This is a genomic window from Blastococcus sp. KM273128 (assembly GCF_021698975.1).
Lineage (GTDB): Bacteria > Actinomycetota > Actinomycetes > Mycobacteriales > Geodermatophilaceae > Blastococcus.
In genome coordinates, this window is sequence record NZ_SSXA01000010.1 from 78,499 (window position 1) to 100,469 (window position 21,971).

General features: G+C 73.8%; 21 protein-coding genes. 14 read left to right on the top strand and 7 right to left on the bottom strand.

Features of this window, described 5'->3' with window-relative positions; all coding sequences use genetic code 11:
- Nucleotides 1–2 precede the first annotated feature (2 nt).
- The 4 genes from tpiA (at nucleotide 3) to E9529_RS05000 (ending at nucleotide 3,481) form a co-directional block, all read left to right on the top strand.
- Nucleotides 3–812 (top strand): triose-phosphate isomerase, encoded by an 810-nt coding sequence (gene tpiA / locus E9529_RS04985; RefSeq protein ID WP_236830001.1) that lies wholly within the window; start codon nucleotides 3–5, stop codon nucleotides 810–812.
- Between the two features lie 48 nt (nucleotides 813–860).
- Entirely contained in the window at nucleotides 861–2,636 is a 1,776-nt protein-coding gene (locus tag E9529_RS04990; RefSeq protein ID WP_236830002.1) for an ABC transporter substrate-binding protein, read from the top strand.
- Between the two features lie 141 nt (nucleotides 2,637–2,777).
- The gene (secG, locus tag E9529_RS04995) at nucleotides 2,778–3,014 is read left to right on the top strand and encodes a preprotein translocase subunit SecG (RefSeq protein ID WP_236830004.1); all 237 of its coding nucleotides are present in this window, start codon (nucleotides 2,778–2,780) and stop codon (nucleotides 3,012–3,014) included.
- A 125-nt stretch (nucleotides 3,015–3,139) separates the two neighbouring features.
- Nucleotides 3,140–3,481, top strand: coding sequence for an RNA polymerase-binding protein RbpA (locus E9529_RS05000; protein ID WP_236826702.1), 342 nt, complete (start codon nucleotides 3,140–3,142; stop codon nucleotides 3,479–3,481).
- Nucleotide 3,482: 1 nt separating this feature from the next.
- Here E9529_RS05000 and pgl read toward each other — a convergent pair whose 3' ends face one another.
- The 6 genes from pgl to tkt all read right to left on the bottom strand — a co-directional run bounded on the left by pgl (nucleotide 3,483) and on the right by tkt (nucleotide 12,090).
- Entirely contained in the window at nucleotides 3,483–4,313 is an 831-nt protein-coding gene (gene pgl / locus E9529_RS05005; RefSeq protein ID WP_236830005.1) for a 6-phosphogluconolactonase, read from the bottom strand.
- On the bottom strand, nucleotides 4,310–5,437 hold the full coding sequence (locus tag E9529_RS05010) for a glucose-6-phosphate dehydrogenase assembly protein OpcA (RefSeq protein WP_236830006.1): 1,128 nt from the start codon (nucleotides 5,435–5,437) through the stop codon (nucleotides 4,310–4,312). Before E9529_RS05010 ends, pgl begins: the two co-directional genes overlap by 4 nt.
- Before the next feature lie 46 nt (nucleotides 5,438–5,483).
- On the bottom strand, nucleotides 5,484–7,001 hold the full coding sequence (gene zwf / locus E9529_RS05015; RefSeq protein WP_236830008.1) for a glucose-6-phosphate dehydrogenase: 1,518 nt from the start codon (nucleotides 6,999–7,001) through the stop codon (nucleotides 5,484–5,486).
- 131 nt (nucleotides 7,002–7,132) lie between these two features.
- Complete coding sequence (locus tag E9529_RS05020) at nucleotides 7,133–8,737, bottom strand: glucose-6-phosphate isomerase (protein WP_236830010.1); 1,605 nt, start codon at nucleotides 8,735–8,737, stop codon at nucleotides 7,133–7,135.
- Entirely contained in the window at nucleotides 8,734–9,834 is a 1,101-nt protein-coding gene (gene tal / locus E9529_RS05025) for a transaldolase (protein ID WP_236830012.1), read from the bottom strand. The genes E9529_RS05020 and tal overlap by 4 nt, the downstream gene beginning before the upstream one ends.
- A gap of 42 nt (nucleotides 9,835–9,876) precedes the next feature.
- Nucleotides 9,877–12,090 carry a transketolase gene (gene tkt, locus E9529_RS05030; protein WP_236830013.1) on the bottom strand — a complete coding sequence of 738 codons (2,214 nt, stop codon included), beginning with the start codon at nucleotides 12,088–12,090 and terminating at the stop codon, nucleotides 9,877–9,879.
- 265 nt (nucleotides 12,091–12,355) lie between these two features.
- Here tkt and E9529_RS05035 point away from each other — a divergent pair, with 265 nt between their 5' ends.
- Both E9529_RS05035 and E9529_RS05040 read left to right on the top strand, forming a co-directional pair.
- Entirely contained in the window at nucleotides 12,356–13,294 is a 939-nt protein-coding gene (locus E9529_RS05035; protein ID WP_236830014.1) for a heme o synthase, read from the top strand.
- 167 nt (nucleotides 13,295–13,461) lie between these two features.
- A complete protein-coding gene (locus E9529_RS05040; RefSeq protein ID WP_236830015.1) occupies nucleotides 13,462–13,746 on the top strand; it encodes a hypothetical protein in 285 nt (94 codons plus the stop codon).
- Between the two features lie 27 nt (nucleotides 13,747–13,773).
- Here E9529_RS05040 and E9529_RS05045 read toward each other — a convergent pair whose 3' ends face one another.
- A complete protein-coding gene (locus E9529_RS05045) occupies nucleotides 13,774–14,700 on the bottom strand; it encodes a heme A synthase (protein ID WP_236830016.1) in 927 nt (308 codons plus the stop codon).
- A 246-nt stretch (nucleotides 14,701–14,946) separates the two neighbouring features.
- On the opposite strand from E9529_RS05045, the gene E9529_RS05050 reads away from it, so the two are divergent.
- The 8 genes from E9529_RS05050 to E9529_RS05085 are packed head-to-tail and all read left to right on the top strand — an operon-like array spanning nucleotide 14,947 to nucleotide 21,891.
- Nucleotides 14,947–15,789, top strand: coding sequence for a helix-turn-helix domain-containing protein (locus E9529_RS05050; RefSeq protein WP_236830017.1), 843 nt, complete (start codon nucleotides 14,947–14,949; stop codon nucleotides 15,787–15,789).
- Nucleotides 15,786–17,228 carry a Fe-S cluster assembly protein SufB gene (gene sufB, locus E9529_RS05055; RefSeq protein WP_236830018.1) on the top strand — a complete coding sequence of 481 codons (1,443 nt, stop codon included), beginning with the start codon at nucleotides 15,786–15,788 and terminating at the stop codon, nucleotides 17,226–17,228. Before E9529_RS05050 ends, sufB begins: the two co-directional genes overlap by 4 nt.
- Nucleotides 17,228–18,547 carry a Fe-S cluster assembly protein SufD gene (sufD, locus tag E9529_RS05060; protein ID WP_236830019.1) on the top strand — a complete coding sequence of 440 codons (1,320 nt, stop codon included), beginning with the start codon at nucleotides 17,228–17,230 and terminating at the stop codon, nucleotides 18,545–18,547. The genes sufB and sufD overlap by 1 nt, the downstream gene beginning before the upstream one ends.
- Nucleotides 18,548–18,549: 2 nt before the next feature.
- Nucleotides 18,550–18,903 carry a non-heme iron oxygenase ferredoxin subunit gene (locus E9529_RS05065; protein WP_236830020.1) on the top strand — a complete coding sequence of 118 codons (354 nt, stop codon included), beginning with the start codon at nucleotides 18,550–18,552 and terminating at the stop codon, nucleotides 18,901–18,903.
- Nucleotides 18,904–18,916: 13 nt separating this feature from the next.
- On the top strand, nucleotides 18,917–19,690 hold the full coding sequence (sufC, locus tag E9529_RS05070; RefSeq protein WP_236830021.1) for a Fe-S cluster assembly ATPase SufC: 774 nt from the start codon (nucleotides 18,917–18,919) through the stop codon (nucleotides 19,688–19,690).
- On the top strand, nucleotides 19,687–20,997 hold the full coding sequence (locus E9529_RS05075; RefSeq protein ID WP_236830022.1) for a cysteine desulfurase: 1,311 nt from the start codon (nucleotides 19,687–19,689) through the stop codon (nucleotides 20,995–20,997). The genes sufC and E9529_RS05075 overlap by 4 nt, the downstream gene beginning before the upstream one ends.
- A 13-nt stretch (nucleotides 20,998–21,010) precedes the next feature.
- Nucleotides 21,011–21,499, top strand: coding sequence for a Fe-S cluster assembly sulfur transfer protein SufU (gene sufU / locus E9529_RS05080; protein ID WP_236830023.1), 489 nt, complete (start codon nucleotides 21,011–21,013; stop codon nucleotides 21,497–21,499).
- The gene (locus tag E9529_RS05085) at nucleotides 21,499–21,891 is read left to right on the top strand and encodes a metal-sulfur cluster assembly factor (protein ID WP_236826719.1); all 393 of its coding nucleotides are present in this window, start codon (nucleotides 21,499–21,501) and stop codon (nucleotides 21,889–21,891) included. The genes sufU and E9529_RS05085 overlap by 1 nt, the downstream gene beginning before the upstream one ends.
- The last annotated feature ends 80 nt before the right edge of the window (nucleotides 21,892–21,971 follow it).

Genomic DNA, 21,971 nt, shown 5'->3' on the forward strand with positions numbered 1-21,971 from the left:
ACATGGCACGCACCCGGTCCACCCCGACCCCTGACGGGCGCCGCCCGCTGATCGCCGGCAACTGGAAGATGCACATGACCCACCTGGAGGCCATCGGGCTGGTCCAGAAGGTCGTGTTCACGCTGAAGGAGAAGGAGCTCGAGACCGCCGAGGTCGTCGTCCTCCCGCCGTTCACCGCGCTGCGCAGCGTGCAGACCCTGGTGGCCGGCGACAAGCTGGACATCGGCTACGGCGCCCAGGACATCTCCGCCCAGGACTCCGGCGCCTACACCGGCGAGGTCAGCGGCGGCATGCTCAGCGCGCTCGCCTGCGGCTACGTCACCGTCGGGCACTCCGAGCGCCGGGCGCTGCACGGGGAGGACGACGCGCTCGTCGCCGCGAAGGTCCAGGCGGCCCTCCGGCACGGCCTGGTGCCGATCCTCTGCGTGGGGGAGGGGCTCGACGTCCGCCGGGCCGGCGACCACGTCGCGCACTGCACCCGGCAGCTGGACGCCGCCCTCGAGGGGCTCACCGCCGAGCAGGTCGCCGGGCTGGTCGTCGCCTACGAGCCGGTGTGGGCCATCGGCACCGGTGAGGTGGCGACGCCGGACGATGCGCAGGAGGTCTGCGGGGCGCTGCGGGCGCGGCTCGCCGAGCGCTTCGGCGCCGAGACGGGCTCGGGCGTCCGTATCCTCTACGGCGGGTCGGTGAAGGCCGCGAACACGGCCGGGATCCTGGCCGGGGCGGACATCGACGGCGCGCTCGTCGGTGGGGCCAGCCTGGACGCCGACGAATTCGCGCAGATCTGCCGGATCGCCGCGGGCGGTAGCTGAACCCTGCTGCCCGCCCCCCGGCCGGACACGGATGGGGGTGGGCAGCAGGTGGAGCCTTCGACGGCGGAGCGCGTGGCCGACCGGCTCCCGCCCTGGGCCCGCGGCTGGTCGCGGCGGCGCCTGCTGGGTTCAGCGGCGGTCATCGCGCTGGTCGTCGTCCTCGCCGTGAGCTGCCTCGGTGGCGCGGGCGGGCGGGCCGACGTGCCCGTGCTCGCCGACGGCCCGGACGCCGGCGTCGAGGGCGTTCGGTCGCCCTCGGACGAGCGTGGCGGCACGCTGCGGGTGGTCGCGCCCACCGTGGACAGCCTGGACCCGCAGCGCTCCTACCTGCCCGGCGTGTGGAACCTGATGCGGCTCTACGCCCGCACGCTGGTGACGTTCGCCGGCGCGCCGGGCGGGACCACCGAGCTGGTGGCCGACCTCGCCACCGACCTCGGGACGGTCTCCGAGGACGGGCTGAGCTGGACCTTCACGCTCAAGGAGGGGGTCCGCTTCGAGAACGGCCGGCCCATCACCAGCGGCGACGTCAAGTACGGCATCCAGCGCTCGTTCGCCTCGGACGTGATCGTCGGCGGCCCCACCTACCTGGTCGGCCTGCTCGACGACCCCGCCAACCCCTACCCGGGGCCGTACTCCGCCGAGGAGGACGACCCGGTCCTGTCCTCGATCGAGACGCCCGACGAGCGCACGGTCGTCTTCCGGCTGCGTGCCCCGCAGCCGGACCTGCCGTACGTGCTCGCGCTGCCGTCCGCCAGCCCGGTCCCCGCCGAGGCCGACACCCGCGGCGAGTACGGCGCGGACCCGGTGTCCTCCGGCCCCTACGCGGTCTCCTCCGTGGATCCGGAGACCGGCATCCTGCTGGAGCGCAACCCCGAGTGGGACCCGGCCACCGACGAGGTGCGCACGGCGCTGCCGGACAGCGTCGTGGTGCGCACCGGGCTCTCGGGCCTCGCCCGGGACCAGGCGCTGCTCGCCGGCTCCGCGGACCTCGACATCTCCGGGACCGGTGTCGTGCCGGCGACGACGGCCCGCCTGGCCGGGGACGGCGGTGAGGAGCTGGTGGACCGGGTGGACGACGTCACCACCGGCGCCCTCCGGCTGCTCGCGCTGCCCACCGACGTCGCGCCGATGGACGACCCCGGCTGCCGTGCCGCCGTCGCCGCCGCCGTCGACCGCCGCGGAGTCCAGCAGGCCCTCGGGGGTGCGGTCGACGCGGTGCGCAGCAGCAGCCTGTGGCCGCGGGCCCTCCCCGGCGGCCCGGACACCGGGGAGCGGGAGACCGACCTGGACGCTGCCCGCGCCGCCCTCGAGGACTGCGGCCGGCCCGACGGGTTCGCCACCGTCCTGGCGGTGCCCGACGTGAGCAGCAGCGTCGACGTCGCCGAGGAGATCGCCGCCCAGCTCGCCGAGGTGGACATCGACGTCGAGGTCCGGCCGCTGGACCCAGCCACCTTCTACGCCACCGACGTCGGCAACCCCGACAACGTGGTCGCGAGCGGCTACGGGATGGTCCTCGCCACCCGCACGGCCGACTTCCCGACGCCGGGGTCGTTCCTCGTGCCGCTGGTCGACGGGCGCAGCATCGCGCGGGTCGGCAACCCGAACTACGCGCGGCTGGCCGACCCCGAGATCGACTCCCTCGTCGACCGCGCCCGGGCGGGCGACGCCCGGTGGGCCGAGGTCGCCGTCGCGGCGCAGGAGCGATCGGCCTACGTGCCGCTGGCCGAGACGCGCATCCAGCTGCTCGCGGGCCAGCGGCTGCGCAACGGGCTGGTCATGCGGCCGTACGACGGCTACGACGTCGCCACCGCGGGAGTCCGCTGACCGGCACCCGCCGCGTCCGGCCGACCCGCCGGGGTGCCGCCCGTCCCGGCAGGGCGGGACCGAGGGCCGCCGCCCGTCGGCTACCCTCGGACGGAGAGCTGGCGTCCGTCGCCGGTCGCCGACAACCTTCCGGAGAGGTCGATGGAGCTGGTCCTCAACGTGCTGCTGGTGCTCAGCAGCCTGCTGCTCGTGGTGCTCATCCTGCTGCACCGCGGCAAGGGGGGCGGTCTGTCCTCGATGTTCGGCGGCTCGGTCTCCTCCTCGCTGTCCGGGTCGTCGGTGGTCGAGAAGAACCTCAACCGGCTGACCGTGCTGACCGCGCTGGTCTGGTCCGTGTGCATCGTCGGCCTCGGCATCCTGATCAAGGTCAACCCCTGACCTGCCGGTGAGTGGGCTGCTTCACAACCGGCGCGCAATCGTGACCGGGAAGCGGCCGCCCAGGCCCTAGACTCCTCCCGCGGTGCCGGCGGCGCCGCGCCCGGACGGACGAGCAGGGGGCACACGTGGCTGGTGGGAATGCGATCCGGGGCACCCGGGTCGGGGCGGGTCCGGTCGGCGAGGTGGAGCGCGGCGAGTCCGCGCCCCGTCGGCGGATCCCCTACTGGTGCGCCAACGGGCACGAGACCCGCGTGGTGCTCGCGAGCGAGGCCGAGGTCCCCGAGCTGTGGGACTGCCCCCGCTGCGGGCTGCCCGCCGGGCAGGACAGCGCCGCCCCGCCGCCCGCACCGCGGATCGAGCCCTACAAGACCCACCTGGCCTACGTGCGCGAGCGGCGCAGCGACGCCGACGGCGACGCCCTGCTCGAGGAGGCCCTCGACCGGCTGCGCGTGCGCCGCGGCGGCTGACTCAGCCCCTGGCGCGGGGGAGGCGCGACGCGGCGTCGGCGTCCAGCAGCCAGCGGGTGGCGCGGGTGCCGCGCACCCCGGCAGCCGGGACGTCGGCCGGGTCCGCCCCCTCCAGCGCGGCGGCCACGGCCTCGGCCTTGGCCTCGCCCGTGACGAGCACCCACACCTCCTCGGCGCTGTTGATCGCCGGGTAGCCGAGGGTGACCCGGGTCGGCGGGGGCTTGGGGCAGTCGCGCACCGCGAGCACCGGGCGCTGGTCGCGCACCGCCGGCGACGCGGGGAAGATCGAGGCCGTGTGGCCCTCGGCGCCCATGCCCAGCAGCAGCACGTCGAAGCGGGGCAGGTCGGCCCCGTCGCCGGCGTGCGCCCGGAGCTCGGCGAGGTACTCCTCGGCGGCCTCCTCCGGGGAGGCGGCGGAGTCCGCGGCGGGCATCGCGTGCACCCGTGCCGGAGGCACGCCGACACGGTCCAGCAGCGCGGCGCGGGCCTGACCCTCGTTGCGCTCGGCGTCGCCGGAGGGGACGAAGCGCTCGTCGCCCCACCAGATCTCGACCGCCGTCCAGTCGACCGTCTCCCGCACCGGCTCGGCGGCCAGGCCGGCCACGCGTTCCAGCACCGCGATGCCGATGCCGCCGCCGGTGAGCACGACCGACGCGGTGCCGTGCACCGCTTGGGCCGCCGCCAGCCGGGCGACGAGCGCCTCGGCGACCGCCCGGGCCAGCCGGTCGGCGTCCGGCTCGATCACCACGTCGGGGACCTGGCCCCCCTGCAGGGCTCCGGAGGCGTCGGCGGCGAGGTCGGCGGCGACGCGGTCGCCGGGGGAGCGGGTCACGAGGTCCTCCCTGGGCGGACGTCGGCGGGCGCGGTCTCCCCGGCGTTCCGCTCCCCGTCGAGGGCGACCTCGTCGGAGTCCGCGGAGTCGCCGGGCACGGTGGGGCCGGTCGGCTCCGGCTCGTCGCCGTCGCTCTCGGCCGGGTCGAACCAGATGTGCTGGCGGGCCCGCGCCCGCTCCGCCAGCCCCTCGATGCCGGTGGCGGAGGAGAGCGCGTCGGCGTAGGGCTCGTCGGGGTCCAGCCGGCGCAGCTCCTCGCTGAGCAGGTCGCCGAGCACCCGCTCCGGGAGGGCGACGGTGGAATCGGGGCGGTAGGGCTGGGAGATGACCGCGCCGCCCCGGTGGTCGGCGGCGACCCGCACCTCCTCGTCCTGGTCCAGCTCCAGGGCCACCGCCTCCACGCCGGACGGGCCGGCGGACCGCGGCCCCGCCTCGATGTCGACCGGGCAGCCGCCCCGGGCGGACAGCCACCCGGCGAGCAGCTGCGCGGTCGGGTTCCGCGGGTCGCCCGTGAGCCGCCCGCTGCGCACCCGCACCGGTTCGCCGCGGCGGCCGGCCACGGCGTCGAGGGTGGAGGTGAGCGTGGCCCGCCAGGCGGTGCCCCGGGTCCACGCCAGGTCGGTGTCGCCGGGCACGTAGTCCTGCCCGCGCGTGCGCAGCGCCGCGAGCGGGTCCTCGGCGAGCGAGCTGTCGGTGATCCGGCGGTCGGCGACGACCGACAGCGCGTCGGTGGCCAGCTGCTCGGGCGCGGGTGCGTGCCACCAGGCGACCACGGGTGCGTCGGCGGCCAGCAGCGGGAGGACGACGGACTCGGCGTGCAGGGCCAGCCGGCCGTACATCCGCATGACCACCGCCTCGCCCGGCCCCAGCCGCCCGCCGATGACCACCTCGGCGTCGAGCCGGGGGACCGGGGCGTCGATCTGGCGGCGGACGACGACGAGCACCCGGCAGGGGTGCATCTCGGCCGCGTGGGTCGCCGCCTGCTCGGCCTCGGCCACCCGGCTCTCGTCGGCCACGACCACCAGCGTGAGCGCCACGCCGGAGAGGACGGCGCCGCCGGTGCGGCGCTGGGCGGCCAGTTCCTTGACCACCGCGGAACCGGTGGTGTCCCAGAGGGTCGTCACGGGGTCTCCTCCGCTCGCGGCTGCCGGCTGGTCGGGCGCCCGGCGATCACGGCCGCCGCCAGCGGCGGCCCTCGGCGGCCAGCATCGCGTCGGCCGCGCGCGGCCCCCACTCGCCGGCCCGGTACGGCGCGGGATCCGATCCCGCCCAGAACTCCTCCAGCGGGTCGATCACCGCCCAGGAGGCCTCCACCTCGGCGTTGCGCGGGAACAGCGTCGCGTCGCCGAGGAGCACGTCGAGCAGCAGCCGCTCGTAGGCCTCGGGGCTGGTCTCGGTGAACTGCTCGCCGTAGAGGAAGTCCATGGAGACGTCCCGGACCTCCATCACGCTGCCCGGCACCTTCGACCCGAACTTGAGGGTGACCCCCTCGTCGGGCTGGACCCGGACGACGAGCTGGTTGTTGCCCAGCTCCTCGGTGTCGGTGTCGGCGAAGGGCAGGTGCGGGGCGCGCTTGAAGACCAGGGCGATCTCGGTGACCCGGCGGGGCAGCCGCTTGCCGGTCCGGAGGTAGAAGGGCACGCCGGCCCAGCGGCGGGTCTCCACGCCGAGCCGGACGGCCGCGAAGGTCTCCGTCGTCGAGGCCGGATCGACGCCCTCCTCCTGGCGGTAGGCCTTGACGCGCTCCCCGGCGAGCCAGCCCTGCTCGTACTGCCCGCGGACCGCGAAGGTCGACAGGTCCTCGGGCAGCGACACCGCCCGCAGCACCTTGAGCTTCTCGGTGCGGATCTCCTCGGCCGAGAACTCGACCGGCTCCTCCATGGCGGTCAGCGCCAGCAGCTGCAGCAGGTGGTTCTGCAGCACGTCGCGGGCGGCGCCGGTCTTCTCGTAGAAGCCGGCGCGGCCGCCGATGCCGACGTCCTCGGCCATGGTGATCTGCACCGAGTCGACGTGGTGGCCGTTCCACACCGGCTCGAAGAGGCTGTTGGCGAACCGCAGCGCCATCAGGTTCTGGACGGTCTCCTTGCCCAGGTAGTGGTCGATGCGGAAGACGTCGTCGGCGCTGAACACCGAGTCGACGAGGGCGTTGAGCTCCCGGCTGGAGGCCAGGTCGGTCCCGAAGGGCTTCTCGACGACGACGCGGCGCCACCGGCCGGTGGTGTTCTCGGCCATGCCGGTGCGCTGCATCTGCTTGAGCACGATCGGGAACATCGCCGGGGGGATCGACAGGTAGAACGCGGCGTTCCCGCCGATGCCGTGCGTGCCCTCCAGCTCGCCCAGGGCCGCGGCGAGCTCGTCGAAGGCGGTGTCGTCGTCGAAGGACCCCTGCACGAAGTGGACACTGCCGGCCAGCCGCTCCCACACCTCCTCGCGCCACGGGGTGCGGGCGTGCTGCCGGATCGCGTCGCGCGCCAGCTCGGCGAACTCCGTGTCGCCCCAATCGCGGCGGGCGAAGCCGAGGAGGGCGAAGTTGGTGGGCAGCAGGCCCCGGTTGGCGAGGTCGTAGACGGCGGGCAGCAGCTTCTTGCGCGCCAGGTCGCCGGTGATGCCGAAGACGACCAGGGCGCACGGCGAGGGCACCCCGGGCAGCCGCCGGTCCCGGGGGTCGCGCAGCGGATTGACGATCATCGCGGACCGCGCAGCGGGGGGAGGGTCATCGTCCGTCCTCGTGGTCGGGGTCCCGCCGTCCGGCCCGGTGGACCGGACGGCGGGGTGGGTCGGGCGCGGATCGGGCGGCGCCCCGGCCGGGCCGCTGCCGCTCAGCAGCGCAACGCGGTGAGCAGCTGGTCGATGCCCGACGTCCGGTCGGTCAGGTGCAGGTGGAGCAGCGGGCGGTCGCGGTCGGAGAGCGCCTTGCGGTCGCCCGCGGCCTGCGCCGCCTGCAGGGTGCCGAAGGTGTACGGCCGGTCGGGGACCGGCAGGTCCTCGGCCAGGACGCCGGTGATCTGCAGGAAGGCGCCGACCTGCGGCCCGCCCTTGTGGTACTGCCCGGTGGAGTGCAGGAAGCGCGGGCCCCAGCCGAAGGTGACCGCCTGCTCGGTGCGCCGCGCCAGCGCGGTGCGGATCTCCGCGGCGCGGGCGTCCCGGAGCCGGTCCAGGTAGGCCATGACCGCCAGGTAGCCGCGGGGCGGGACGGCGGCCAGCAGGGCGTCCAGCGTCAGCGACAGCCCGTCGTGGGAGGAGAGGTCCACGCCCTGGAGCACGGAGGCGGTGCCGCGGATCTCCACGGCACCGACCGTGGCCTCGGCCGGCTCGTCGGGCAGCCCGGCACCGAGTATGGCCTGGGTGTTCTCCTTGCTCTCGGTCACGTTGGGCTGGTCGAAGGGGTTGATGCCCAGCACCCGCCCGGCGACGGCGGTGGCGTACTCCCAGCCCAGGAACTGCGCACCCAGCGGCCCGGTGACGCAGACCGCCGGGCCGGCGGGCGGGGAGTCGGCGCCGACCAGGCCCAGCAGCACGTCGGGCCCGGAGCTGCCCGGCGCCTCGGGGGACTCCAGCACCACGGGCAGGATGCCGCGCCCCTCCTTGCCCGTCGACTCGGCGATGAGCTGCTCGGCCCAGTCGCCGAACCCCTCGATGGGGGTCTCCCCGGCGTCGGCGAGGGCGAGCTTGTCGCGGTCGGCGCGGAACGCGGCACCGAGCGCCACGCCCAGCTCCAGCGCCGCGTTGCCCGGCTCGGCCAGCCGCTCGGCGAGCTGCTCGGCGTCGTCGACCAGCGTGGCGACGTCGGCACCGGCGAGCGCGGAGGGCACCAGCCCGAAGGCCGACAGCGCGCTGTACCGGCCGCCGACGGTGGGGTCGGCGAGGAAGACCGCCCGGGCGCCCATCTCCGAGGCCGTCTCGGCCAGCGGGGAGCCGGGGTCGGTGACGACGACGAAGCGCCGGCCGGTCTGCGCCTCGTCGAGGCCGGCGCGGGCGAACGCGGCGACGAACGCCCGGCGCTGGCTCTCCGTCTCCACCGTGCCGCCGGACTTGGAGCTGACCACCACGACGGTGCGCTCGAGCTCCGTCATGGCCGCCAGGACCTGGCCCGGGTCGGTGGTGTCGAGGACGACCAGCGGCACACCGGCGGTGCGGCAGATGACCTCGGGGGCGAGCGACGAGCCGCCCATGCCGCACAGCACGATGCGGTCCAGCCCCTCGGCGACCAGCTCGGCGCGGAGCTCGGCGAGCGAGGCGAGCAACGACCGGGAGGTGGCCGGGAGGTCCAGCCACCCCAGCCGCACCGCGGCCTCGCTCTCGGCGTCGGGCCCCCAGAGCGTGGCGTCCTTGCGCGCCAGGCGGGCGGCGACGTCGTCCCGCTCGAGCTCGGCGCGCAGCGGCCCGGGGACGTCCAGGCCGGCGCGGGTGACCTGGAGCGTCACGCCTTGTCCTCCAGCTGGGTGCGGACCGACTCGGTGAGCTCGTCCCAGGAGTCGACGAACTTCTGCACGCCCTCCTCCTCGAGCACCCGGAACACGTCGTCGAGGTCCACGCCGGCGTCGCGCACCGCCTGCATGACCGATGCGGCGTCGTCGTAGGACTTCTGCACCGGGGTGCCGGGGGTGCCGTGGTCGGCGTAGGCCATGAGCGTCTTCTCCGGCATGGTGTTGACCGTGCCCGGGGCGATCAGCTCACTGATGTACATCGTGTCCGAGTACTCGGGGTTCTTGACCCCGGTGGAGGCCCACAGCGGACGCTGCGCGACGGCGCCCTTCGCCTCGAGGGCCTTCCAGCGGTCGCTGGAGAAGACCTCCTCGTACGCCTGGTAGGCCAGCTGGGCGTTGGCCACGCCGGCCTTGCCCTTCAGCGATGCGTCCGCGCCCGCCGCGTCGAGGCGCTTGTCGATCTCGCTGTCCACCCGGGACACGAAGAACGACGCCACCGAGGCGATGCCGTCGAGCGACCCGCCCTCGGCGACCCGCTTTTCCAGCCCGGCGAGGTAGGCGTCCATGACCGCCTTGTACCGCTCGAGGCTGAAGATGAGGGTGACGTTAACGCTGATGCCGTTGGCGATCGTCTCGGTGATCGCCGGGAGCCCGGCCTCGGTGGCCGGGATCTTGATGAACAGGTTCGGTCGGTCGACCAGCCACCAGAGGTGGGCGGCCTCCGCGGCCGTGGCGTCGGTGTCGTTGGCCAGCCCGGGGGCCACCTCGAGGGAGACCCGCCCGTCCCCGGGCTGCCGCTCGGCCACCGGCCGCAGCAGGTCGCAGGCGTCGCGGACGTCGGCGGCGGTGATGGTCCGCAGCGCCTCCTCGACGCTCACCTGGCGGACGGCGAGGGCGTGCAGCTGGTCGTCGTAGGAGTCCGAGCCGCTGATCGCCGCCGCGAAGATGGTCGGGTTGGTGGTGACGCCGACGACGGAGTGCTCGTCGACCAGCGACTGCAGGTTGCCGCTGCGGATGCGGTCGCGGGAGAGGTCGTCGAGCCAGACGGCGACCCCCGCGGACGACAGCTCGGCCAGGTTCTCGTTCTGTGCCATTGTCAGGTCCCTTCTCGATGTGTGGGGGCCGCGTACGGGGCCCTACTGGTCGCCCGTGGGGTGGGGGAGGCCCCCGGTGGCGGCGACCGGACCGGCGGGGACGGCCGCTCCCGAGCGCGCCGCCTCGAGGCTCTCGCGGGCGGCGGCCACGACGGCCTCGTCGGTCAGGCCGAACTCCTCGTAGAGCACGCTGTAGGCGGCGCTGGCCCCGTAGTGGGTGAGCCCGACGATCCGGCCGGCGTCGCCCACGAACTCGCGCCAGCCCATCGGCACACCGGCCTCCACGCTGACCCGGGCGCGGACCGAGGGCGGGAGCACCTCGTCCTTGTAGGCCTGGTCCTGGTCGGCGAACCACTCCACGCAGGGCACGGAGACGACGCGGGTCGGGACGCCGTCGGCCTCCAGCCGCTCGCGCGCGGCGACGGCGATCTGCACCTCGGAGCCGGTGCCCAGCAGGATCACCTCCGGCTCACCACCGGACGCCTCTGCCAGGACGTAGGCGCCGCGGGCCACGCCCTCGGCGGAGGCCAGCTGCTCGCGGTCGAACACCGGGAGGTTCTGCCGGGACAGCAGCAGCCCGGCCGGGCGGTCGTTGTTCTCCAGGATCGTGCGCCAGGCGACGGTGACCTCGTTGGCGTCCGCGGGGCGGACGACGTCGAGCCCCGGGATGGCGCGCAGCGCGGCGAAGTGCTCGATCGGCTGGTGGGTCGGCCCGTCCTCGCCCAGCCCGATCGAGTCGTGCGTCCAGACGTAGGTGACCGGCAGCTGCATGAGCGCAGCCAGCCGCACCGCGCCGCGCATGTAGTCGGAGAAGGTGAGGAAGGTGCCGCCGTACACGCGGGTGCCGCCGTGCAGGGCGATGCCGTTCATCACCGCGCCCATGGCATGCTCGCGGACGCCGAAGTGGATGGTGCGGCCGTAGGGCCCGCCGGACCACATCTTCGTCTGGCGGTCGGCGGGCAGGAACGACGGTTCGCCCTCGACGGCGGTGTTGTTGCTCTCGGCCAGGTCGGCCGAACCGCCCCACAGCTCCGGGAGCCGCGGGTAGAGCTCGGCCAGCACCTTGCCCGAAGCCTTGCGGGTGGCCACACCCTTCTCGTCGGCGGGGAAGGTCGGCAGCCCCTCAGCCCAGCCCTCCGGCAGCCGGCGCTCGCGCATGCGGGCCAGCAGCGCGGCGCCCTCGGGGTTGGCCTGCTCCCACGCCGCGAACGCCTGGTCCCACTCCGCGCGGGCCGCCCGGCCGGTCTCGACCACCGAGCGGGCGTGGGCGAGCACCTCGTCGTCGACCTGGAAGGTCTGCTCGGGGTCGAAGCCGAGGATCTCCTTGGTCGCGCGGACCTCGTCCTCGCCCAGGGCCGATCCGTGCGAGGCCCCGGTGTTCTGCTTGTTGGGCGCGGGCCAGGCGATGATCGTGCGCAGCTGGATGAACGACGGCCGGCCGGTCTCCGCCTTGGCGGCGGCGAAGGCGGCGTCCACGGCGGCGAGGTCCTCGCCGTCGTCCACGGTCTGCACGTGCCAGCCGTAGGCCTCGTAGCGGGCCGCGACGTCCTCGGTGAAGGCGACGGTCGTGTCGTCCTCGATGGAGATGCGGTTGTCGTCGTAGACGACCACCAGGTTGCCGAGCTTCTGCGTGCCGGCCAGCGACGACGCCTCGCCGCTGACGCCCTCCTCCATGTCGCCGTCGGAGGCGAAGCACCAGACGGTGTGGTCGAAGAGGCTCTCGCCCTCGGGGGCGTCGGGGTCGAGCAGGCCGCGCTCGCGGCGGGCGGCCATGGCCATGCCGACGGCGTTGCCGACGCCCTGGCCCAGCGGGCCGGTCGTCGTCTCCACGCCCGGGGTGTGGTTGACCTCGGGGTGGCCCGGGGTCTTCGAGCCCCAGGTGCGCAGCGCCTGCAGGTCCTCGACCTCGAGGCCGTAGCCGGCGAGGAACAGCTGCACGTAGAGCGTCAGGCTGGAGTGCCCCATGGACAGCACGAACCGGTCGCGGCCGACCCAGTTCGGGTCGCTGGGGTCGTGCTGCAGCCACTTGTGGAACAGCAGGTAGGCCGTGGGGGCCATGCTCATCGCGGTGCCGGGGTGGCCGTTGCCGACCTTCTGCACGGCGTCCATCGCGAGCACGCGGGCGGTGTCGATGGCGCGGCGGTCGAGGTCCCCGAAGCCGTCGGGGAGGGTCGGCTGCGGCTGCGACGGGCTGCCGGTCGGCGCGTCGGTCGCGGCCTCGGCCGGCGCTTCCGGCCCGGTGCTGCGCGTGTCCATCTGGTCGGTTCTCCCTCGAGGTAGGCCTGACGTCGTGCCCGGGCGCGGCCGGCCGCCGGTGGGCCCGGGAGTGCGACGGCGTCGTCGGGACGGCCCCTACCCGCTGCACCGGCGGCAGCAACGTGATCAACCCTAGTCATCCGAGGTCATGCCGCGCGCCGGCCTCGGGAGGGGCCGGGGCTACAGTGGGGGAGTTCCGCCCCCAGGCTCGAAGGGATCCCGTGGTGCCCTGCTGCCCGCGCGCGACCGCGCACGAGGGCACCCGGTGACGGTGCTGTCCGAGCGCACCGCCGCCCCCGCCCCTGCCCCCCGCCTCGCCTCGCGCTTCCGGGCCCGCGTCGGCGCCTACGTCGGCCTCACCAAGCCGCGCATCATCGAGCTGCTGCTGATCACGACGGTGCCGGCGATGATGCTGGCCGACCGGGGCTGGCCGTCGCTGTCGCTGCTGTTCTGGACGCTGCTGGGCGGCACCTTCGCCGCCGGGGCGGCCAACGTCTTCAACTGCTACTTCGACCGGGACATCGACCGGTTGATGCAGCGCACGCAGAAGCGGCCGCTGGTGACCGGCGAGGTCACCCCGCGGGCGGCCCTCGTCTTCGGCTGCGTGCTCACCGTCAGCTCCATCGCGCTGCTCCTGGCGACGACGACCCCGCTGGCGGCGGTGCTCGCGGCGGCGGCGATCTTCTACTACGCCGTCCTGTACACGATGGTGTTCAAGCGGCACACCCGCCGGAGCACCGAGTGGGGGGGCGTGCCCGGCGCGGCCCCGGTGCTCATCGGCTGGGCCGCGGTGACCGGGTCGCTGGACTGGCCGGCGGTCGTCGTCTTCGGGATCGTCTTCTGCTGGCAGATGCCGCACTTCTGGGCGCTGGCCCTGCGCTTCAAGGACGACTACGCCCGCGCCGACGTCCCGATGCTGCCGGTGGTGACCACGGCGCTGTCGGTCGGCCGGCAGTCCGTGGCCTGGGCGTGGGCCACCGTCGCCGTCTCGCTGCTGCTCTGGCCGGTGGCCTCCGGCTACGGCATCGGGCTGGGGTACGCCATCCCCGCGGCGCTGCTGGGCGCCTGGTTCGTCGTCGAGTCCCACCGGCTGCTCGCCCGCATCAAGCGTGGCGGCGAGATGAAGCCGATGCAGCTGTTCCACGTCTCGATCTCGTACCTGTCGCTGCTGTCGGTCGCGATCGTCGTCGACGCCATCGTCTGAGAAAGGACCCCGTCCCCCTCATGGCGGGGCCGGCGCGGTGCCGACCGTCGCCCTGGGGTCGTCTCCAGCGCCCCGAGGGGACACCGGGCCGACGCTCGCCGACGTCGCTGACCTCGGGGCCGTGCGCCAGGTCCTCGCCCGGTCGCCGCCCTCGCTAACCTCTGGCCGTGCGCCGGGACCTCGCCGACGCCCGCATGGGCCGGCTCGTGGGTGCCGACGGGCGCACGTACTCGCCGCGCGGTGCGACGCTGCAGCGGCCGCAGGTCGAGGCGCTCGTCGAGTCCGGCAGCCCGGTCGTCACCTACCTGCCCGGCGGGCGGCTGCTCTGGTGCGACGAGGACGACGCCTGGCCGGCCTGGGCCGACGCCCGGACCGCCCCGGAGGCGGTCACGGCGTCGCGGTGGGAGTCACCGGACGGCGCGCTGCTCGTCGTGCTGGTGTGGCACGGCTGACGCCGACCGGGTGCGGCCGGCGCGGCGTCACCGGGCGGCGACCGCCGGCTGGGCGGGCGCGGTCAGCGGCAGCTCGGACGCCGGCCCGCGGACCGACCACACCAGGCGGGCGGTGCAGGCGGTGATGAGCACGGCGCCCAGCATGTGCAGGAGCACGAGCAGGACGGGAAGGCCGGTGAAGTACTGCGCGTAGCCGACCACGCCCTGGGCCAGCTGCACGACGAGCAGGTCGCGGGCGGCCCGGCGCACCCGGCCGGGGGAGTCGGTCGTGTAGAGGGCGACCAGCAGCGCGACGGTGAGCCCGACCAGGAGGAAGACGGCGTCCGCGTGCAGGTGGCTGACCAGCTCGGGGTCCAGGCCGGTGCGGCCGGCCTCCGGGTCGCCGCTGTGCGGCCCGCTGCCGGTGACGACGGTGCCCATGACCAGCACCAGAGCGGTGACGGCGGCGATCGCGCCGACCAGGAGGCGGAACGGCCGGCCCAGCAGCGGCGCGCCGACACCCGGCTCCCGCGACCGCAGCCACAGCACGGTGGTCAGCGCGACCAGGCCCATGGAGACGAGGAAGTGCGCGGCGACGGTCCACGGGTTGAGGCCCGTCAGGACGGTGATCCCCCCGACGACGCCCTGCGCGGGGATGCCCAGGAACGCCGCCACGGCCAGGGGACGCAGGTCGCGGCGCGGCGAGCGCACCACCACGACGACGAGCGAGACGGCCAGGACCGCGAGGACGAAGGTCAGCAGCCGGTTGCCGAACTCGACCACGCCGTGGATGCCCATCTCGGGCGTGGTGACGAAGCTCTCGTCGGTGCACCGGGGCCACGTCGGGCAGCCGAGCCCGGAGCCGGTGAGGCGGACGACGCCGCCGGTCAGGACGATCGCCCCGTTGGCCAGCAGGTTGGCGAACGCGACCCGCGAGATGGTCGTGGACGAGAAGGAGGCGGGCAGCACCGGCACGCCCCGATGCTAAGCCGTCGCCGGCCGCGGGCAGGGCACGTCGACCCGGCGGCTGCGCCGGACCACCGACCGGCTGCCGCAGGGACTCCGGCGGGAGCGCCGCACCCGGCCGTCCCGGGTCACGTCGCCGCCGGTCACGACCGCTCCCGCCCCGGCGGCGTGAAGCTGATCACGAACGCCGCCTCCCAGCGCCGTTCTTAGGTGGACCTTGCTTGCGAGGCCCCCGAAATAGGACACACTCGTGTTGTGGAAATTCTCGCGGCGAAGCCCCGGCCGTCGGCGTCCGCCGACGACGGGCGCACCCGCGACCGCGTGAGCGGGCTGCTGCTGGAGCACGGGCCGCAGACGGCGACCGAGCTCGCCGGCCGCCTCGGCATCTCCCCGGCGGCCGTGCGCCGCCACCTCGACGCCCTGGTCGCCACCGGCCGGGTCGAGGAGCGGCAGGTGCGCGACGCCCACCGCGGCCGCGGCCGCCCCGCCCGGCGCTTCCACCTCACCGACGCCGGCCGCTCGGCCTTCCCGCACGCCTACGACGACCTGGCGCTCACCGCGCTGCGGTACGTCGCCGCGGCGGGCGGCCCCGACGCCGTCCGGGCCGTCGCCGAGCAGCAGCTCGCCGGCCTGGAGGCGCGCGCCTCCAGCGCGGTCGAGGCCGCCACGACCGGCAGCGCCGGCGCCCCGGCCGACCGGGCCCGGGCGCTCGCCGCCGCCCTGACGGCCGAGGGCTACGCTGCCACCGCCTCGGCGCTGTCGGGCGGCGGGCAGCTCTGCCAGCACCACTGCCCGGTGGCGCACGTCGCGGCGGAGTTCCCGCAGCTGTGCGAGGCCGAGACGGCGGTGATCGGCCGGCTGGTCGGCACGCACGTCCAGCGGCTCGCCACGATCGCCCACGGCGACGGGGTGTGCACGACGCACATCCCCGGGCCGATCCGCCCCGGGCAGGCTCCTGATCACACGCGGACGGGGAACAGATCGGCCCCCGGACGCCCTGTACCGGGTGAGCGTGCAGCGCCCCACCGCGCGCGCACCCGCACGACCGAGTCCACCAGCACCGCCCCCACGAACGACCGGGAGAGGACGCCCGCATGACCAGCACCCAGCAGCCGGCCACGGCCACGCCGCTGACGCAGGACGAGCAGATCGAGCAGCTCGGCCGCTACGAGTACGGCTGGGCCGACGCCGACGTCGCCGGCGCGTCGGCGAAGCGCGGTCTGAGCGAGGACGTCGTCCGCGACATCTCGGCCCGCAAGAGCGAGCCCGAGTGGATGCTCGAGCGCCGTCTCAAGGCCCTCAAGCTGTTCGACCGGAAGCCCATGCCCGACTGGGGTTCGGACCTCTCCGAGATCGACTTCCAGAACATCAAGTACTTCGTGCGCTCCACCGAGAAGCAGGCGACGTCCTGGGAGGAGCTGCCCGAGGACATCAAGAACACCTACGACAAGCTGGGCATCCCCGAGGCGGAGAAGCAGCGGCTGGTCGCGGGTGTCGCGGCGCAGTACGAGTCCGAGGTCGTCTACCACCAGATCCGCGAGGACCTGGAGGAGCAGGGCGTCCTGTTCCTGGACACCGACACGGCGCTCAAGGAGCACCCGGAGCTGTTCCGCGAGTACTTCGGCTCGGTGATCCCCTCCGGTGACAACAAGTTCGCCGCGCTGAACACCGCCGTGTGGTCGGGTGGCTCCTTCATCTACGTGCCGCCGGGCGTGCACGTCGAGATCCCGCTGCAGGCCTACTTCCGGATCAACACCGAGAACATGGGCCAGTTCGAGCGGACGCTGATCATCGTCGACGAGGGTGCCTACGTGCACTACGTCGAGGGCTGCACCGCGCCGATCTACAAGTCGGACTCGCTGCACTCCGCGGTCGTCGAGATCATCGTCAAGAAGAACGCCCGCTGCCGGTACACGACCATCCAGAACTGGTCGAACAACGTCTACAACCTGGTCACCAAGCGGGCCGTGGCCCACGAGGGCGCGACCATGGAGTGGGTCGACGGCAACCTCGGCTCCAAGGTGACGATGAAGTACCCGGCCGTGTGGATGACCGGCGAGCACGCCAAGGGCGAGGTCCTCTCGATCGCCTTCGCGGGCGAGGGCCAGCACCAGGACGCCGGCGCCAAGATGGTGCACGCCGCGCCGCACACCTCCTCGACGATCGTGTCGAAGTCGGTGGCCCGCGGTGGTGGCCGCACCTCCTACCGCGGCCTGGTCCAGGTCGACGAGGGCGCCTACGGCTCGAAGTCCACGGTGAAGTGCGACGCGCTGCTGGTCGACACGATCAGCCGGTCGGACACCTACCCCTACGTCGACGTCCGCGAGGACGACGTCGCCATGGGTCACGAGGCGACTGTCTCGCGGGTCAGCGACGACCAGCTCTTCTACCTCATGAGCCGCGGCCTCTCCGAGGACGAGGCCATGGCGATGGTGGTGCGCGGGTTCGTCGAGCCGATCGCCCGCGAGCTGCCCATGGAGTACGCCCTCGAGCTCAACCGGCTCATCGAGCTGCAGATGGAAGGTGCCGTCGGCTGATGCCCGACCAGAACGCCCCCACCACCACCGGGCTGACCACCGAGTCGGCCACCCTCGCCGGCGAGCTGTTCGGCGACGGCGTCGGGACGCAGGCCGGTCCGCCGGCCGTCCCCGCCGCCGGCACCGGCACGGCCGGGCAGGCCGCGCCCGGTGCGCACTCGCACGGCGGGTCCACGCCGACCGGTTCTCCGGCGGAGCGGTTCACCTCGACCGACCCGGAGGCCTTCGGCGTGCCCACCGGGCGCGAGGAGACCTGGCGCTTCACCCCGATGAAGCGGGTCAGGCCGCTGCTCGACGGCGCCCCGTCCGACGCCCACCTCAGCTGGACCACCGACCTGCCCGAGGGCGTCGAGCTGACCAGCGTCGAGGCCGGCGACCCGCTGCTCAAGGGGCTGCCCGAGCCGGTCGACCGGCTGGCCGCCCTGGCCCGGCAGCGCAGCGGCGGCGCCGCGGTCGTCCGCGTGGCCAAGGAGGCCCGGCTGGACCGCCCGGTCACCCTCGGGTTGGCCGGCACCGGCTCCGAGGAGGTCGTCTGGGGCCACCTCGTCATCGAGGTCGGCGCCTTCGCCGAGGCGACGGTCGTGCTCGACCACAGCGGCCTGGCCCGTTACGCCGGGGGCGTCTCCGTCCTCGTCGGCGACGGCGCCCAGGTGAAGCTGGTGTCGGTGCAGGACTGGGCCCCCGGCGCCGTGCACGGCGGGCAGTTCGACGCCGTCGTCGGGCGGGACGCCACCTTCACCCAGGTCGTGGTGACCCTCGGCGGCGACCTCGTCCGCCTGGTCAGCAACGTGCAGTACGCCGGCCCCGGCGGCAGCGCGGAGCTGTTCGGCGTCTACTTCTCCGACGAGACCCAGCACCAGGAGCACCGCCTGTGGGTCGACCACGCGGTGCCCAACTGCACCAGCAACGTGCTCTACAAGGGCGCGCTGCAGGGCGAGGGCGCGCGCACGGTCTGGATCGGCGACGTCCGCATCCGGCCCGCCGCCACCGGCACCGAGACCTACGAGCTCAACCGCAACCTGGTGCTCACGGACGGCGCCCGCGCCGACTCGGTGCCGAACCTGGAGATCGAGACCGGCGAGATCGTCGGCGCCGGGCACGCCAGCGCCACCGGCCGGTTCGACGACGAGCAGCTGTTCTACCTCTGCTCGCGCGGCATCGACGCCGAGACCGCCCGCCGCCTGGTCGTCCGCGGCTTCTTCGCCGACGTCGTCCAGCGGATCGGCCTGGATGCGCTGCAGGACCGGCTGATGGCCTCCATCGACGAGCGCCTCGGCGCCCTGCCGGCCCTCGACGACCAGCCGGTCGAGGTGGCCTGACCATGGCGTTCGAACGCGTCTGCGCCCTCTCCGACATCAAGGAGACGGGCTCGCTGCGGGTCGAGCTGGCCGACATCGACATCGCCGTCGTCCGGTTCGAGGGCGAGGTCTACGCCCTGGAGGACCGGTGCTCGCACGCCGACGTCCCCCTGACGGACGGCGACGTCGAGACCTTCGACGGCGCCCCGACGATCGAGTGCTTCCTGCACGGGTCGTGCTTCGACCTGCGCACGGGCGAGCCCACCAACCTGCCGGCGACCGAGCCGGTCCCCGTCTACCCGGTCCGCGTGGAGGGGGAGGACGTGTACGTCGACACCGAGGCCGACGGCACCCGCCCCGCCGCGGCCGCCAACTGAGGAGCGAGAAGAAGTGTCCGTTCTGGAGATCCGCGACCTGCACGTCAGCGTGGGCGAGGGTGACGACGCCAAGGAGATCCTCCGCGGCGTCGACCTGACCGTCCGCTCCGGCGAGACGCACGCGATCATGGGCCCCAACGGCTCGGGTAAGTCCACGCTGGCCTACTCGATCGCCGGCCACCCGAAGTACACGATCACCGGGGGCAGCGTCACGCTCGACGGCGAGGACGTCCTCGAGATGGGCGTCGACGAGCGGGCCCGCGCCGGCCTGTTCCTGGCCATGCAGTACCCGGTCGAGGTGCCCGGCGTCTCGGTGTCGAACTTCCTGCGCACCGCCGCCACCGCCATCAAGGGCGAGGCGCCGAAGCTGCGCACCTGGGTCAAGGACGTCAAGAGCGAGATGGAACTGCTCGAGATGGACCCGGCCTTCGCCGAGCGCAACGTCAACGAGGGCTTCTCCGGTGGTGAGAAGAAGCGCCACGAGATCCTGCAGATGCGTCTGCTCAAGCCGGGCATCGCGATCCTCGACGAGACCGACTCCGGCCTCGACGTCGACGCGCTGCGGATCGTCTCCGAGGGCGTGAACCGCACCCGCGAGGAGGGCGACGTCGGCGTCCTGCTGATCACGCACTACACGCGGATCCTGCGCTACATCAAGCCGGACTTCGTGCACGTCTTCGTCAACGGCCGGATCGCCGAGGAGGGCGGCCCGGAGCTCGCGGAGAAGCTGGAGAACGAGGGCTACGCGGCGTACGTGAAGGGCACCCAGGAGGTCGCGAGCGCATGACCTCGACCGCCTCGCGTCCCGACACGGGGGCGCGCACCCCGCTCCCCCTGGACGTCGAGGCGATCCGGGCGGACTTCCCGATCCTGTCCCGCACCGTGCGGGACGGGAAGCGGCTGGTCTACCTCGACTCCGGGGCCACCTCGCAGAAGCCGCGCCAGGTGCTGGATGCTGAGCGCTGGTTCTACGAGAACGTGAACGCCGCGCCGCACCGGGGGGCCCACCAGCTCGCCGAGGAGGCGACCGGCGCCTACGAGGAGGCCCGGGCGAAGATCGGCGCGTTCATCGGCGCCCCCGAGAACGAGGTCGTCTTCACCCGGAACACCACCGAGGCGATCAACCTGGTCGCCTACGCCCTCTCCAACGCCGCGACGGCGAAGGAGCCGGAGTTCCGCACCTACGCGGTGGGCCAGGGTGACGAGATCGTCGTCACCGAGATGGAGCACCACGCCGACCTGGTCCCGTGGCAGCAGCTGTGCGAGCGCACCGGCGCGACCCTGCGCTGGCTCGGGCTGACCGACGACGGCCGGCTGGACCTCTCGGACCTGGCCACGGTGGTCAACGAGCGCACCAAGCTCGTCGCCGTCACCCAGCAGTCGAACATCCTCGGCACGATCAACCCGATCGCGCCGATCGTCGAGCGGGCGCACGAGGTCGGCGCGCTGGTGCTGGTCGACGGCGCGCAGTCGGTGCCGCACCAGCCCGTCGACGTCACCGAGCTGGGGGCGGACTTCCTGGTGTTCTCGGGGCACAAGATGCTCGGGCCCACCGGGGTCGGCGTGCTGTGGGGCCGCTACGAGGTGCTCGACAAGCTGCCCCCGTTCCTCACCGGTGGCTCGATGATCGAGGTCGTGCGCATGGAGGGCTCCACCTTCATGCCGCCGCCGCAGCGGTTCGAGGCCGGCGTCCCGATGACCGCGCAGGTGGTCGGGCTCGGCGCCGCCGTCGACTACCTGCAGCGCCTCGGCATGGAGAAGGTCGAGGAGCACGAGCGGGCGCTCACGGCCTACGCGCTGGAGCAGATCGCCGCGATCCCCGGCGTCACGGTGATCGGCCCGCCGGACACAGTGGCCCGCGGCGGAGCGGTCTCCTTCACCGTCGAGGGCATCCACCCGCACGACGTCGGCCAGGTGCTCGACGACCTGGGCATCGCCGTCCGCGTGGGTCACCACTGCGCGTGGCCGGTCGTGCGGCGCTACGGCGTCCCGGCGACCACCCGGGCGACGTTCTACGTGCACACGGGCTACGACGACGTCGACGCGCTGGCCGACGGAATTCGCGCGGCGCAGAAGTTCTTCGGAACGGTGTGAGGTCGATCCGCTGATGCAGCTCGAGTCGATGTACCAGGAGATCATCCTGGACCACTACAAGAACCCGCACGGACGCGGTCTGCGCGACCCGTTCGACGCCGAGGTGCACCACGTCAACCCGACGTGCGGCGACGAGGTGACCCTGCGGGTGAAGCTCGACGGGGACACCGTCGCCGACGTGTCCTACGAGGGCATGGGCTGCTCGATCAGCCAGGCGTCGGTCTCGGCGATGTACGACCTGGTGGTCGGCAAGCCGGTGGCCGAGGCGCTGGAGACCGGCGAGCACTTCATGACCCTCATGCAGGCCAAGGGCGACCCCGCCGTCGCCGAGAAGCTCGAGGACGAGCTGGAGGACGCCGTCGCGTTCGCCGGCGTCTCCAAGTACCCGGCGCGGATCAAGTGCGCGCTGATGAGCTGGATGGCCCTCAAGGACGCGTCCGCCCGAGCCCTGTCCACGACGGTGTCGGCCACCCACCCCACCACCCCGGCCGGAGGCCAGTGATGAGCGAGACCACCGAGAACGCGACCCCCGCCACCGACGGCGCCCCCGGTGACCTGCCGGCCTACAAGTCGGCGCTCATCGAGGACGTCGAGGAGGCGATGCGCGACGTCGTCGACCCCGAGCTCGGCGTGAACGTCGTCGACCTGGGCCTGGTCTACGGCCTGGACGTCGACGAGAACAACGTCGCGATCATCGACATGACGCTGACCTCGGCGGCCTGCCCGCTGACCGACGTCATCGAGGACCAGGCCCGCCAGGCGCTCACCGGCGGCCCCGGCCCCGGTCTGGTCGACGACATCCGGATCAACTGGGTCTGGATGCCGCCGTGGGGCCCGGACAAGATCACCGACGACGGCCGCGAGCAGCTGCGCGCCCTCGGCTTCCGGGTCTAGGGGAGCGCGCGTACGAGCCGTCCCGGCGCGGGGCCCGGAGGGTTCCCGGCGGGACGGCTGGACGCGATCGTCGCCGCTGG

Excerpts from the sequence above, each read along its gene's own strand:
- tpiA (WP_236830001.1), top strand. The coding sequence starts at position 3 with ATGGCACGCACCCGGTCCACCCCGACCCCTGACGGGCGCCGCCCGCTG.
- secG (WP_236830004.1), top strand. The coding sequence starts at position 2,778 with ATGGAGCTGGTCCTCAACGTGCTGCTGGTGCTCAGCAGCCTGCTGCTC.
- zwf (WP_236830008.1), bottom strand. The coding sequence starts at position 7,001 with ATGATCGTCAATCCGCTGCGCGACCCCCGGGACCGGCGGCTGCCCGGG.
- tal (WP_236830012.1), bottom strand. The coding sequence starts at position 9,834 with ATGGCACAGAACGAGAACCTGGCCGAGCTGTCGTCCGCGGGGGTCGCC.
- tkt (WP_236830013.1), bottom strand. The coding sequence starts at position 12,090 with ATGGACACGCGCAGCACCGGGCCGGAAGCGCCGGCCGAGGCCGCGACC.
- sufB (WP_236830018.1), top strand. The coding sequence starts at position 15,786 with ATGACCAGCACCCAGCAGCCGGCCACGGCCACGCCGCTGACGCAGGAC.
- sufD (WP_236830019.1), top strand. The coding sequence starts at position 17,228 with ATGCCCGACCAGAACGCCCCCACCACCACCGGGCTGACCACCGAGTCG.
- E9529_RS05065 (WP_236830020.1), top strand. The coding sequence starts at position 18,550 with ATGGCGTTCGAACGCGTCTGCGCCCTCTCCGACATCAAGGAGACGGGC.
- E9529_RS05075 (WP_236830022.1), top strand. The coding sequence starts at position 19,687 with ATGACCTCGACCGCCTCGCGTCCCGACACGGGGGCGCGCACCCCGCTC.
- sufU (WP_236830023.1), top strand. The coding sequence starts at position 21,011 with ATGCAGCTCGAGTCGATGTACCAGGAGATCATCCTGGACCACTACAAG.
- E9529_RS05085 (WP_236826719.1), top strand. The coding sequence starts at position 21,499 with ATGAGCGAGACCACCGAGAACGCGACCCCCGCCACCGACGGCGCCCCC.